This is a genomic window from Roseateles sp. P5_E4 (assembly GCF_054049255.1).
This window is the reverse complement of the sequence record NZ_JBFUMS010000008.1, coordinates 235,907-247,749: the sequence shown is the minus strand read 5'-3', so window position 1 is coordinate 247,749 and position 11,843 is coordinate 235,907. Positions and strand designations below refer to the sequence as shown.

General features: G+C 66.5%; 14 protein-coding genes. 9 read left to right on the top strand and 5 right to left on the bottom strand.

Annotated elements, in window-relative coordinates; genetic code table 11:
* Positions 1-18 precede the first annotated feature (18 nt).
* From ACXJLH_RS17255 to sppA, 3 genes are read left to right on the top strand one after another with little or no spacing between them, the layout of a single operon-like run.
* On the top strand, positions 19-684 hold the full coding sequence (locus ACXJLH_RS17255; RefSeq protein ID WP_457445493.1) for an HAD family hydrolase: 666 nt from the start codon (positions 19-21) through the stop codon (positions 682-684).
* The gene (locus tag ACXJLH_RS17250; protein ID WP_457445491.1) at positions 677-1,063 is read left to right on the top strand and encodes a Rieske (2Fe-2S) protein; all 387 of its coding nucleotides are present in this window, start codon (positions 677-679) and stop codon (positions 1,061-1,063) included. Before ACXJLH_RS17255 ends, ACXJLH_RS17250 begins: the two co-directional genes overlap by 8 nt.
* A gap of 1 nt (position 1,064) precedes the next feature.
* Complete coding sequence (gene sppA / locus ACXJLH_RS17245; RefSeq protein ID WP_457445489.1) at positions 1,065-2,057, top strand: signal peptide peptidase SppA; 993 nt, start codon at positions 1,065-1,067, stop codon at positions 2,055-2,057.
* 61 nt (positions 2,058-2,118) lie between these two features.
* On the opposite strand, the gene ACXJLH_RS17240 is transcribed toward sppA, so the two are convergent.
* Complete coding sequence (locus ACXJLH_RS17240) at positions 2,119-2,403, bottom strand: hypothetical protein (protein WP_082533018.1); 285 nt, start codon at positions 2,401-2,403, stop codon at positions 2,119-2,121.
* 123 nt (positions 2,404-2,526) lie between these two features.
* Here ACXJLH_RS17240 and ACXJLH_RS17235 point away from each other — a divergent pair, with 123 nt between their 5' ends.
* From ACXJLH_RS17235 to ACXJLH_RS17210, 6 genes are all read left to right on the top strand, one after another.
* Positions 2,527-4,140, top strand: coding sequence for a gamma-glutamyltransferase family protein (locus ACXJLH_RS17235; RefSeq protein ID WP_457445487.1), 1,614 nt, complete (start codon positions 2,527-2,529; stop codon positions 4,138-4,140).
* The gene (locus ACXJLH_RS17230; RefSeq protein WP_457445485.1) at positions 4,118-4,510 is read left to right on the top strand and encodes a PPC domain-containing DNA-binding protein; all 393 of its coding nucleotides are present in this window, start codon (positions 4,118-4,120) and stop codon (positions 4,508-4,510) included. Before ACXJLH_RS17235 ends, ACXJLH_RS17230 begins: the two co-directional genes overlap by 23 nt.
* Positions 4,511-4,653: 143 nt before the next feature.
* On the top strand, positions 4,654-5,922 hold the full coding sequence (locus ACXJLH_RS17225; RefSeq protein ID WP_457445483.1) for an MFS transporter: 1,269 nt from the start codon (positions 4,654-4,656) through the stop codon (positions 5,920-5,922).
* A 69-nt stretch (positions 5,923-5,991) separates the two neighbouring features.
* Complete coding sequence (locus ACXJLH_RS17220; RefSeq protein ID WP_457445481.1) at positions 5,992-6,567, top strand: GNAT family N-acetyltransferase; 576 nt, start codon at positions 5,992-5,994, stop codon at positions 6,565-6,567.
* Between the two features lie 353 nt (positions 6,568-6,920).
* Positions 6,921-7,466 (top strand): PEP-CTERM sorting domain-containing protein, encoded by a 546-nt coding sequence (locus tag ACXJLH_RS17215; RefSeq protein ID WP_162247868.1) that lies wholly within the window; start codon positions 6,921-6,923, stop codon positions 7,464-7,466.
* A gap of 214 nt (positions 7,467-7,680) precedes the next feature.
* Positions 7,681-8,148 carry a hypothetical protein gene (locus ACXJLH_RS17210; RefSeq protein ID WP_457445479.1) on the top strand — a complete coding sequence of 156 codons (468 nt, stop codon included), beginning with the start codon at positions 7,681-7,683 and terminating at the stop codon, positions 8,146-8,148.
* A gap of 46 nt (positions 8,149-8,194) precedes the next feature.
* On the opposite strand, the gene ACXJLH_RS17205 is transcribed toward ACXJLH_RS17210, so the two are convergent.
* The 4 genes from ACXJLH_RS17205 to ACXJLH_RS17190 form a co-directional block, all read right to left on the bottom strand.
* Positions 8,195-8,974, bottom strand: coding sequence for a PEP-CTERM sorting domain-containing protein (locus ACXJLH_RS17205; RefSeq protein ID WP_457445477.1), 780 nt, complete (start codon positions 8,972-8,974; stop codon positions 8,195-8,197).
* Between the two features lie 188 nt (positions 8,975-9,162).
* On the bottom strand, positions 9,163-9,999 hold the full coding sequence (locus ACXJLH_RS17200) for a hypothetical protein (protein ID WP_457445476.1): 837 nt from the start codon (positions 9,997-9,999) through the stop codon (positions 9,163-9,165).
* Entirely contained in the window at positions 9,996-10,730 is a 735-nt protein-coding gene (gene ugpQ, locus ACXJLH_RS17195) for a glycerophosphodiester phosphodiesterase (RefSeq protein WP_457445474.1), read from the bottom strand. Before ugpQ ends, ACXJLH_RS17200 begins: the two co-directional genes overlap by 4 nt.
* The gene (locus tag ACXJLH_RS17190) at positions 10,727-11,782 is read right to left on the bottom strand and encodes a sn-glycerol-3-phosphate import ATP-binding protein UgpC (RefSeq protein ID WP_457445472.1); all 1,056 of its coding nucleotides are present in this window, start codon (positions 11,780-11,782) and stop codon (positions 10,727-10,729) included. Before ACXJLH_RS17190 ends, ugpQ begins: the two co-directional genes overlap by 4 nt.
* Positions 11,783-11,843 lie beyond the last annotated feature (61 nt).

Here is an 11,843-nt window from a genome sequence, read left to right as displayed (position 1 = left end):
AACATCGACAATCCCTTCATGATTTCCCGCCCCCAACGCTTCGACCTGATCGCCTTCGACTGGGACGGCACCCTGTTCGACTCCACGGCGCTGATCGCCCGTTGCATCCAGCGTGCCGCCGTGGACATCGGTCTGCCCGAGCCCGGGTTCGAGCGCGCCAAATATGTCATCGGCCTGGGCCTGCGCGATGCGCTGGAGCATGCCGTGCCCGGCCTGGCCGAGGAGCGCTACCCCGAACTGGGCCTGCGCTATCGCCACCACTATCTCGCCTCGGAGCACGAGCTGTCGCTGTTCGAGGGCACGCTCGAGATGCTGGAGGCCTTGAAGGCGAGGCATCACTGGCTGGCCGTGGCGACCGGCAAGAACCGCGCGGGCCTGGACCGCGTGCTGGCGTCCAGCGAACTGGGTCATCTGTTCGACGGCACGCGCACAGCCGACCAGACGCGTTCCAAGCCGCACCCGCAGATGCTGCTGGAGCTGATGAAGGAGTTCGGCACGGAGCCCGAGCGCACGCTGATGATCGGCGACACAACGCACGACCTGCAATTGGCCATGAATGCCGGTGTGCCCTGCGTCGCGGTCAGCTTTGGCGCGCATGACCACGAGACCTTTGCCGAGTTCAAGCCGCTCTTCGTTGCGCACTCGACGCGCGAGCTGCACGACTGGCTGATCGCACATGCCTGAGCCCGAAGTCGCGCCGCTGCAGCGCCTGTGCGCGTCGGCCGAGCTGCCGGAACGCGGCAAGGCCGTCAGCTTCGACGTCATCCAGTGGCGCGAGCCGGTGCGAGCCTTCGCGCTGCGTTTCGACGGCAAGGCGGTCGCCTACCTGAACCGCTGCGCCCATGTGCCCACCGAGATGGACTGGCAGGAAGGCGAGTTCCTGGACAGCGACAAGCGCTTCATCATGTGCAGCATCCATGGCGCCGTCTACGAACCATCGACCGGCCAATGCGTCATGGGCCCCTGCAACCGCGGCCGCTTGACGAAGATCGACCTGACCGAGCGCGATGGCGAGGTCTACTGGCACCCGACCCGCGACACCAAGCCCGCTTTTGAAGATTGATATGAGCAGCACCTCTGACGACTCCCTGCCTCCCCCGATGCCCGAGCCCGTCGGCGTGCCGGTACAGCTCACGCCGCAAAACGAGACGCTGCTGGCCCAGCTGGCCCGCGACTTCCTGCGTGAGCGCCGGCTGGAGCGGCGCTGGCGCACGGTGTTCCGGCTGTTCTGGTTGCTGCTCGCGGCCCTGCTGGTCTACAGCTTGTGGCTGCAGGGCAAGCACGTGACGCCGTCGACGACGCCGCACACCGCCCTGGTCGAGGTGCGTGGCGAGATCGCCGCCGACACCGAGGCCAGCGCCGAGCAGTTGCTGGCCGCGCTGAAAGACGCCTTCAAGGACGACGCGGCCCAGGCCGTCGTGCTGCGCATCAACTCGCCCGGTGGCAGCCCGGTGCAGGCCGGCATCGTCTACGACGAGATCAAGCGGCTGAAGAAGCAGTACGACAAGCCGGTCTATGCCGTCGTCGAGGAGATGTGTGCATCCGGCGCGTACTACATCGCCGCAGCGGCCGACGAGATCTATGTCGACAAGGCCTCGGTCGTCGGCTCCATCGGCGTGCTGATGGATGGCTTTGGCTTCACCGGGCTGATGGACAAGGTCGGCGTCGAGCGCCGCTTGCTGACCGCCGGCGAGAACAAGGGCATGCTGGACCCGTTCAGTCCGGAGAACCCCAAGCAGCGCGCCTACGCGCAAGCCATGCTGGACCAGATCCATCAGCAGTTCATCGCCGTCGTGCGCGAAGGCCGCGGCAAGCGGCTCAAGGAGACGCAGGAGACCTTCTCGGGCCTGTTCTGGAACGGTGAGCAGGCCGTCAAGCTGGGCCTGGCCGACCACTTCGGCAACCTCGACTATGTGGCCCGCGAGGTCGTCAAGGCCGAGGACGTCATCGACTACACGCCGCGCGAGAACGTCGCTGAGCGCCTGGCCAAGCGTTTTGGCGCGGCCATGGGCGCCGGTGCGGTGAAGGCACTGAAAGAGATGGCGCCGATCCGCTGATCGGGCAACAAAAAGGCCGCAGCCATTGCGGGCTGCGGCCTTGCGCGGAGCGCTGATGCGCTTACTGCGTCTTGGTTTCGGTCTTGGCAGGCATGTCGCCGGTCTTGGCGGCAGCGTGCTTCTTCGCATGGTGCTTGGGCGCGTGCTTGGCAGCGCTGGCTGCATCGGCCGGCGTGGCGGCGACTGCAGGCGTGGCGGCGGTGGCCGGTGCGGCCTTGGTAGCCGGTGTTGCCGCCGTGGCGGGTGTCGCAGCGGTGGCCGGCGTGGCAGCCGGAGTCTGGGCCAGGGCCACGCCCGAAGCGAGCGTGATGAGGGCAGTGGCGATCGTGGTCTTCAGCGTGTTCATCTTGAGGGCTCCAAGGTGGTTCGGGGATTTCGGTTCGGCTTGCGCAAGCTTGGGGTGACAACGACGCCTCGCCCGGCATCGTTGACCCTGTTTGCAAAGCCTTACACCGGCAGAATCGGGCGCATGAACACCGCATCCCACTTCGACTGGAGCGCTGGCTACCCAAGCCGGCGCAGCCCGCTGTTCGCGCGCAACATCGTCTCGACCTCGCATCCGCTGGCGGCCCAGGCCGGGCTGCGCATGCTGCAGGCGGGCGGCAACGCGGTCGATGCGGCGATCGCGACGGCGGCCTGCATGACGCTGGTCGAGCCCTGCAGCAATGGCATGGGCTCGGATGCTTTCTGCATCCTGTGGGACGGCAAGCGGCTGCATGGCCTGAACGCATCCGGCCCAGCGCCGGCGGCGTGGACCCCGGAGTTCTTTGGGGGGCAGGTCATGCCAAGGAGAGGCTGGGGCTCGGTGACCGTGCCTGGCGCCGTGGGCGGCTGGATCGCACTGAGCGAGCGCTTCGGCAAGCTGCCGTTCGCCGATCTGATGCAACCCGCCATCGAGATCGCCGAGCGCGGCTATGCGGTGCCGCCGATCGTGCAGGGCAAGTGGGCGATGGCGGCGGCGTTGAGCGAGCTCACATCGCGGCCCGGCTTTGCTCGGGCCTTCCTGCCGCACGGCCGCGCGCCCGAGGTCGGCGAGCTGTTCCGCTTCAATGATGCGGCGCGCAGCTTGAAGCTCATTGCCGAATCCAAGGGCGAGGCGTTCTACCGCGGCGAGATTGCGCAGGCACTCGTTCGATTTGCGGGCGAGACCGGCGGCGCGCTGACCGAGGCCGACCTGGCGGGCTATCAGCCTGAGTGGGTTACACCACTGGCGAAGGACTTTGCGGGCCATACGTTGCACGAGATCCCGCCCAACGGCCAGGGCATCGCCGCACAGATGGCGCTGGGCCTGCTGGCGCATTGCAATGTGACTGCGCACGAGGTGGACAGCCCCGAGGCCCAGCATCTGATGATCGAGGCGATGAAGCTGGCCTTTGCCGATGTCTACCGCTACGTGGCCGAGCCCGGCGCGATGACGGTCAGCGCGGCCCAGTTGCTCGATCCCGACTACCTTGCTTCGCGCGCCAAGCTCATCGACCCGCAGCGCGCCCAGGCCTTCGGTGCCGGCAACCCCATCAAGGGCGGCACCATCTATCTGACCGCGGCCGACGAGTCCGGAATGATGGTCAGCTTCATCCAGAGCAACTACATGGGCTTCGGCTCTGGCCTGGTGCTGCCGGGCTATGGCATCAGCCTGCAGAACCGTGGCCATTGCTTCACGCTGGAGGCCGGCCACCCCAACCAGGTCGCACCGGGCAAGCGGCCCTTCCACACCATCATCCCGGCCTTCCTGACGAAGGACGGCGCGCCCGTGATGAGCTTCGGCGTCATGGGCGGCAACATGCAGCCGCAGGGGCATCTGCAGACGCTGGTGCGCATGCTCTGCTACGGCCAGAACCCGCAGGCTGCCTGCGATGCGCCGCGCTGGCGCTTCAACGAAGGTTTGTCGATCAACGTCGAGCTGCACATGCCGGCGGCGACCATCGAGGCGCTGCGCGCGCGCGGCCATGAGATCGGTGACATCCACGACAGCTACCAGGACTTCGGCGCCGGCCAGTTCATCTGGCGGCTGGGTGATCCGGGCGTCGAGGGCTATGTGGCGGCCAGCGATCCGCGGCGCGATGGCGTGGCCGTGGGCTACTGAAGTGGAGGTCTTGCGCCTGAACCCCGGGGACGACCTGCGCGGCGCGCTGGAAGGACGCACCGGCTTTGTCGTCGCCGGCATCGGCAGCCTCGTTCATGCGCAATTGCGCTTCGCTGGCGAACCGGAGCCGACCACCATCGCCGGGCCGCTCGAAATCCTGACGCTCAGCGGCAGCCTGACGCCCGATGGCGCGCATCTGCATGCCAGCGTGTCCGATGCGGCGGGTCGCGTGTTCGGCGGCCATGTGTGTGCCGGCTGCGAGGTGCGCACGACGGCCGAGTTGCTGATTGAGTCGCTGCCCACCGGCTCGCTGTCGCGCGAATTCGATTCGGCCACGGGCTACACCGAGCTTGTCGTCCGCAAGCCGTGACCACCGGCACGCGACACCGTCCGGCCGCGCTGCTAGCATGCAGCGCATGACCAAGTTGCTCGACCTCGACTGACGCCCCTGCGCGTCGTTTCATCCCGGCGGGGCTGACCCGCCCGTCGAGTCCTGTCGGAGCCTCAAGCGTCATGTTCTCCAAGTTTTTCACCCTCGCGCCCGGCGACCTGCTGCGCGATGCGATCTACCGGCGGCTGTGGTCGTCCATCCTCATCTCCTCCCTTGGTGGCCAGGTCACCATGCTGGCCCTGCCGCTGACGGCTGCGGTGCTGCTCAACGCCAGCCCCACGCAGATGGGCCTGCTGCAGGCGATGGAGATCCTGCCCTTCGTGCTGTTCTCGCTGCCCTCGGGCGTGCTGCTGGATCGCATGCGCAAGCTGCCGGTCTATGTGGCGGGTGAGACCCTGCTCGCCTTCGCGGTGGCCACGGTGCCGCTGGCCGCGTGGATGGGTTGGCTGGGCATGGGCTGGCTGTATGTCGTTGGTTTCGTATTGGGCACCGTGCACACGACGGCTGGCAGCGCCGCGCAGATCGTGCTGACCCAGGTGGTGCCACGCGAGCGGCTTGTCGAGGCGCATGCCAAGAACGCCTTGGCCGGTTCTGGCGCCGAGGTCGTCGGGCCGGGCCTGGCCGGCGTGCTGATCAGGCTGCTGGGCGCTCCGCTGGCCCTGGCCGTGGATGCCGTGGCCCTGCTCGCGTCGGCAGTCATCCTGCGTGGCATCCGCGTGCAGGAGCAGTTGTCTGCCACGCGCGGCGCTTTCTGGCCCTCGTTGAAGGAAGGCCTGGCTTTCGTGCGCTCGCACAAGCTGCTCATCAGCCTGGCCACCGCCACCGGTGGCTGGCAGCTCTTCCACAACGCCGCCCTGGTCGTGCAGATCCTGTTTGCAACGCGCGAGCTGCAGCTCGCGCCGCAGACGGTCGGCCTGTCCTACGTCGCGCTGGGCGCCGGTACCGTGCTGGCCAGCATCTTCGGCCACCGTATCAGCCGCCGCATCGGCCCGGGGCCATGCCTGGTGCTGGGTTATGCGGCCTGCGGTGTCGGCTGGCTGCAGCTGGCGCTGGCGCCGGCGGGTCATCTGGGCGTGGTCAGCTTTGGCGTGATGCTGTTCGCCTTCGGCTTCGGTGCCGTGCTGATCTTCATCAACTTCCTGTCGCTGCGCCAGGCCGTCACGCCGGCGCCCATGCTGGGCCGCATGACGAGCACGATGCGCTGGCTCATCCTGCTGCCTGCCGGGCCGGGCGCACTGATCGGTGGCTGGCTGGGCGAGCACATGGGCCTGCGCTCGGCGCTGGCCTTCTCGGGCGTAGGCGCGTGCCTGCTGGCGGCCCTGGCCTGGCGTCACCCAGTCATCCGCGGCGTGCGCGAACTGCCCAAGCCGGTTGAAGTGGTGACAGCATGAGCCCCGTTCGGCCGCCCGAAGGGGCTCAGCTCCCGCCCGGCGGGACAGCGCGCAGCGCGAAGGGTGCCCATGAGTCTTGATCCGCTGTTGATCGACATCCCCGAGCGCCTGGACGGCGAGCGCACCGTGCTGCTGATGCCGCGTGCCGGCGTCGGCGCGGAGCTGGCCGTCGTCATCACGCAGGCGATCTCGCATCTGCGCCCCTGGATGCCGTGGGCCCAGGAGGCGCCGACAGCGGAGAGCTCGGAGATGGTGGTGCGCCGCATGCAGGCCGACTTCATCGCCCGACGCGACCTGTGCTTCCACATCTACGCCCGCCGCGCCGATGGCAGCCCTGGTCGGCTGCTGGGCGGCACCGGCCTGCACCGCATGGACTGGACGGTGCGGCGCTTCGAGATCGGCTACTGGATCCGCCCCGAGGCGGCGGGCCAGGGGCATGTCAGCGAGGCCGTGCGATTGCTGACAGGCCTGGCCTTCGATGTGCTGTCCGCGCGCCGTGTCGAGATCCGCTGCGACCCGCGCAACGTCAGGAGCCGCGCGGTTGCCGAACGTTGCGGCTTCGAGCTGGAAGGCATCCTGCGCAATGAGACGCTTGGTGTCGACGGGCATCCCCGCGACACATGCGTCTACGCGCGCGTGTCCTGAACTTGCCAGACCTTCCCTAGCAGCGTCGACCTCCAGAGCACGACCTTGGGGGGGCGCGGCGGTCTGAGCGGCGCGCAAGATGCCGATGGCGCGGGGGACAAGGTCAGGCAGAGGCATTCGTCGCCGCCGAAGCAGCCGACTCGTGTCACCGTGCCGGCATAGGGATTGGACACGACGGGGTGCGGGCGCATGCTGCACAGGCGCTCTCATCCGCCTCACCCGAAGGTCCCACCATGTCAATCATTTGTGCTGTGCGCCCTCTTGCCCGGCCACGTCTGGCCACCCTGGCTTTGGTGGCTGCCGCCTTGACGTGCAGCCCGTCTGCCCGCGCGGTCGCTGACTTCGATGAGGTCATGCTCTACATGACCTCTGGCAGCTTTGTTGCCGGAGGCACGGCCACCACCACTTTCTTCTTCGGCTCGAAGCCAGCGGTCGATTTGAGCGCGGTCACCTTCCAACTCAGCTGGGACAACGCCTTGGCGACGCCCGTGGCGAGCGGGCCAGGGTCGGTGGCAGCGTGGGCCGCATTGCTGGATGCCAAGGGCGACGTCACTCTTGACTTCGGCGTGCCCCAGGTCATCACGCTGCAGTGGACGGCGGATCCGGGGGGCGGCTCTGCGAGCTGGATCAACACCGATTACAGCCATCCAGTGACGGCGACGTTCGGCTTTGAGACCAGCGCTTCGCTGTCAACGCCGTTCGCGGTGCGTTTCGAGCTGACGGACATCAAGAATTTCGCGGGAGAGACCATGAGCACCGGGTCCGGATTCTTCAACGGCGCGACGCTGTCGCCTGTGCCGGAGCCCAGCGGTTGGCTGGCCTTCACCGGCGGGCTCGTAGGTCTTTGGTCGCTGCGCCGCCGGTGGTGCGAGACGACCGCCCGCGGACTCCCTCTATGACTGAAACAGCAGCCGCCCTCCCGGTTTACAGACCAAGTGGTGGGCAACACGTACTTGCCTGCTTTTTCCGAATCCAATGCAACGTTGTGGAATGGCGGTGTCAAAACCCTTCTCGGCACTTTGGGTGGCAGTGAAACTTTCGCTTTGGGCATTAATAATTCCGGCCAAATAGTGGGCGCGGGATATCACGAAAAATGCGGCGAGGCATGCCATCTTGTGGCACGGCACTATCGCTGCGGATTTACGTACGCTGGGCGGTACTGACAGCTTTGCTCGAGCGATAAACGATCGAGGCCAGGTGGTGGGTGACAGCGATATCGCTGGCGATGCTGGCTCACACGCCGCCCTGTGGGACGGCGCCACCGTCACCGATCTCGGTGCCTTCAACGCCTCTGACATCAACAGCGCGGGTGATGTTGTAGGGCGTAGCGCAGACCGTCGCGCTGTCCTGTGGAGTAAGGACACTCTGATCGACCTGAACAACTTGCTAGACGCATCCACAGTGGATGCGGGTTGGCGTTTAGAAGCCGGGGTCATTCACCTTGGCTGCCTTTGCTCTAGTTTGCGCGTGGCATGGTTCAAGGCGACGGTATGGGGCAGCGGGAACAACGAACTTCGTCTCTCGCAGCCGGGAAAAGGCGGCTGTCAGCTAGTTCGGCGGCGAGGGCATCATTGTTGTTGATTTACTGGTCACACGACCGACGTGCCGTTGCGCTCAATGATGGCGGTCAGCCTCTGCGCCGTTTCAGAATCATGCCCACCAACGCAAGTCCGGCCATCAGCAGGGAAATGCTTGCCGGTTCTGGGACCGGATTCAGCACCTGGGTCGAGCTGATATAGGCGGAAACACTCACATTTCTGCTTTCGTTCGAGTCGTTCGAAACGGTCACCGACAACGTCTTCTCGCCGGTGAATGAGAATCCATTATTGCCACTTATCAATTTCTGAAATGAATCATCGTCATATTGGCCAACCGTTGACGCGCTGAGGAGACTATTGACCATCGCCGTATTGACAAGGCTCGGGTCGACCGGAATGGTGGACGCCGCCGCGAGCTTGGCGTCTGCAACGATGGTCAGCTGAGTTCTGGCTGAGAGCATGAAGCTGGGATACCACCCCGTGTACGCGTAGGTGCCGGTACCCGAATGCGGTGGCGCCATCGAATCCAGCGATGAATTGACGAAAGTCGTCAGGCCAAGGCTGTTCAGGCTCGTGTTCACCAGCTCGATCTCACCTGTCTGATCCCCGCGGGTCAACGAGCGAGAGAAGCCTGTAAAGGGCACTGCGGTTTGCACGGACAGTTGATCCGTTATTCCCTCGGGTGTGGTTGTCCAGATCGTTGCGTCTGATGTACTCGTCTTTAACGTGAGGGAAGGTGAAATTCCGTCACCCAAATCGAGGTCGATCAGCTCGAAGTGAAAGCCGCTCAACGAGGCGGTGGCTTGAATATCGGCTTGACACGACAGGCTCGCTGCCAAAAAGCCGCACACGGCAAGCATCCTTTTCATACAGGTCTCCTTTGAGCCTTTTCTGAAACTTGGAAGACGTTCTCGCATTTCGCCCGTAAAGCCCATCCCTAGTCATGCTTGCTTAAGGCGTTAGGGACTGGCGGGCTCACCGCACGGAAGGACGCGACGGACGAGTTGCTGTGGGCATCCGCGCAACGTGGCCTTTTACTCGCGCATCGCGCAGTTGATCAGCGCACCGCCGCTGCCGGCGGCGAAACGCTGATCTCGCCGAGGCTGACGCGGGTGTCGATGCGGGCATCGGGCAGATCCCAGGGGGCGGCGAGCACCGGGTTCGGGCCGCAGCTGGTTCGGCAGGTCCAGGACGAACCGGCGCCGCTGCTCAAGCCGATGACATGGACGGCCGTGCGGGTCGCGAGCACGTCGCCCAGGGACGGCGAGCCGATGATGTCCTGGTGAATCTTGGACCCGATGACGGTGTGGAAGCTGCCGGCCAGCACGACGGCGCTGTGCGCGGGATGCCGGGCGAGGGCCGCGGTGACGGTGTCGGCCATGCCGCGGTCCTCCCGGGCCTGCACGAGCTTGGGATCGCTGGCGGGCGCGGAGGCAGCGGCATCGGAACTCCAGGGCTGCACCATGGCGATCAGCTCGACAGGTTGCCCCGCCTGGCGCCAGCGCCGCACCTGCTCCAGCAGCTTGAGCATCGCCACGCTGCTGCGTCCATCCTGCGTGGGCGCTGCCCAGTCCTCCTCGCGGAGCAGTGCGCGGACGTCATCGGCGCTCCCGGCCGATGCCAGGTAGCGGTCCAGCGCCGGCTGTTCAAGGCTGATTCGTTCCACCGCCAAGATGATGGGGCGATCAAGTGCCAGCAGGCCGCAGACCAGCCGGGCCACGAAGGCCGGCGATTGCTCGTTGCCATGGGTCTCGCCGATGAGGATGACCCGTTCGGTGATGCGGTCGAGCTGCAGCTGCGGATCGGTTTCGCAGTTGGGTGCGGCGGCACGGGCCATCGCAGCGAGCAACCCAAGGGCCACGGTGAAAAGGGCCTTGAGCAGGGGCGAGTTCATTGAGGTCCGAGTTCGTGAACGGCGTCCGTGATGATCCCGTCGATGCCGTCGGCAATGAGTCGCTCGGCAGTCGCCGCGTCGTTGACCGTGTAGACCAGCGCCCGCCAGCCCCTGGCATGCAGGCGCTCGATCAGCGCGCGGTCCATCAGTCGGTAGTTCGTGATGACTGCGACGACGCCCAGCGCCTCGGCGGCCTCGGGCCAGCCGTCCCACAGCTTGTCCAGCAGCAACGCGCGTGGCAAGGCGGGCTCGACGTCGCGGGCTGCAGCGATGGCTTCAGGCTTGAAGCTACTCAACAGCGGTGGCAGCGCGCCAGCCCACAGCCGAGCGGCCTCGCGGGCGACGGCCGCGCCGGTGCGGGCCTCCTCGCCGGGGCAGGGCTTGATCTCGATGTTCAGCGCGCAGCCGTTGGCCTGGCAGAAGGCGGCGATCTGGGCGAAGCGCGGCAGCGGTTCGGCGGCGAAGGGTGGGCTGTGCCAGCTGCCGGCGTCGAGCCCGGCCAGCTGCGCCCAGTCTGCTGAAGCCGGCGAGCCCTGGCCGCTGGTCGTGCGGTCCAGCGTGTCGTCGTGCAGCAGGAAGGCCTGGCCGTCCTGGCTGAGCTTGACGTCGCACTCAAACGCACGAAAGCCAAAGCCTGCGCCCATGCGGAAGGCCGCCAGCGTGTTCTCCGGCGCCAGCTTGCCGGCGCCTCGATGGGCCAGCCACAGCGGATAGGGCCAATGCGTCTTCACAGCCTTTGTCCCGTCTTGGCGTCGAAGCGGTGCAGGTGCACGGGGCTGAAGGCCAGGTGCAGCCAGTCGCCCGGCTGCGGTGGGGGCAGGGTGGCGTCCAGGCGCAGCGTGAAGGGCGTGCAGGCGCCCAGCTTGCCATAGACCAGGCGCTCGGCGCCCAGCATCTCGATCATCTCCACGCGCAGGGGCCAGCCCCGGTCGGCCAGGTGCGCATGCTCGGGGCGCAGGCCCAGCGTGAGTTCGCCTTCCACGCCCGGCGGCACGTCGAGCTCGGCGCCGTCGATGTAGAACTGCCCGCCGTGCTGTCGGCCCGGCAGCAGGTTCATGGCCGGCGAGCCGATGAAGCTGGCGACGAAGGTCGAGGCCGGCTGGCCGTAGACCTCCTCGGGCGTGCCCATCTGCTCGATGCGGCCGCCGTTCATGACGATGATGCGCTGCGCCAGCGTCATGGCCTCGACCTGGTCGTGGGTGACGAACAGCGAGGTGACGCCCAGCTCGCGGTGCAGTTTCTGAATCTCCAGCCGTGTCTGCACGCGCAGCTTGGCGTCGAGGTTGGACAGCGGCTCGTCGAACAAGAAGACCTGCGGGTCGCGCACGATGGCGCGGCCCATGGCCACGCGCTGGCGCTGGCCGCCGGACAGTTCGCGCGGCTTGCGTTCCAGCAGATGGCTCAGCTCCAGGATCTTGGCGGCACGCTGCACGCGCTCGTCGATCTCGGCTTTGGGCATCTTGCGCAGCTTGAGGCCGTAGGCCATGTTCTGGCCGACGCTCATGTGCGGGTAGAGGGCGTAGTTCTGGAACACCATGGCGATGTCACGGTCCGCCGGCTCGACGTTGTTGACGACCCGAGAGCCGATGGCGATCTCGCCCTCGCTGACCTCCTCCAACCCCGCCACCATGCGCAGCAGCGTGGACTTGCCGCAGCCCGAGGGGCCGACGATGACGACGAACTCGCCGTCGTGGACCTCGGCGTCCACGCCGTGGATGACCTGCACCGCCTTGGCGCCGTGGCCATAGCGTTTGAAGAGTTTGCGGATGGAGATGGCAGCCATAAATTCCCTGGGTCAGTCGAGGACAGAGCTGCCCGGGAGTACCCGACCAGGTCTGTCCCCG

Coding starts and splice junctions, on each gene's coding strand:
- ACXJLH_RS17255 (WP_457445493.1), top strand. CDS start 19: ATGATTTCCCGCCCCCAACGCTTCGACCTGATCGCCTTCGACTGGGAC.
- ACXJLH_RS17250 (WP_457445491.1), top strand. CDS start 677: ATGCCTGAGCCCGAAGTCGCGCCGCTGCAGCGCCTGTGCGCGTCGGCC.
- sppA (WP_457445489.1), top strand. CDS start 1,065: ATGAGCAGCACCTCTGACGACTCCCTGCCTCCCCCGATGCCCGAGCCC.
- ACXJLH_RS17240 (WP_082533018.1), bottom strand. CDS start 2,403: ATGAACACGCTGAAGACCACGATCGCCACTGCCCTCATCACGCTCGCT.
- ACXJLH_RS17235 (WP_457445487.1), top strand. CDS start 2,527: ATGAACACCGCATCCCACTTCGACTGGAGCGCTGGCTACCCAAGCCGG.
- ACXJLH_RS17230 (WP_457445485.1), top strand. CDS start 4,118: ATGGCGTGGCCGTGGGCTACTGAAGTGGAGGTCTTGCGCCTGAACCCC.
- ACXJLH_RS17225 (WP_457445483.1), top strand. CDS start 4,654: ATGTTCTCCAAGTTTTTCACCCTCGCGCCCGGCGACCTGCTGCGCGAT.
- ACXJLH_RS17220 (WP_457445481.1), top strand. CDS start 5,992: ATGAGTCTTGATCCGCTGTTGATCGACATCCCCGAGCGCCTGGACGGC.
- ACXJLH_RS17215 (WP_162247868.1), top strand. CDS start 6,921: ATGCTCTACATGACCTCTGGCAGCTTTGTTGCCGGAGGCACGGCCACC.
- ACXJLH_RS17205 (WP_457445477.1), bottom strand. CDS start 8,974: ATGAAAAGGATGCTTGCCGTGTGCGGCTTTTTGGCAGCGAGCCTGTCG.
- ACXJLH_RS17200 (WP_457445476.1), bottom strand. CDS start 9,999: ATGAACTCGCCCCTGCTCAAGGCCCTTTTCACCGTGGCCCTTGGGTTG.
- ACXJLH_RS17190 (WP_457445472.1), bottom strand. CDS start 11,782: ATGGCTGCCATCTCCATCCGCAAACTCTTCAAACGCTATGGCCACGGC.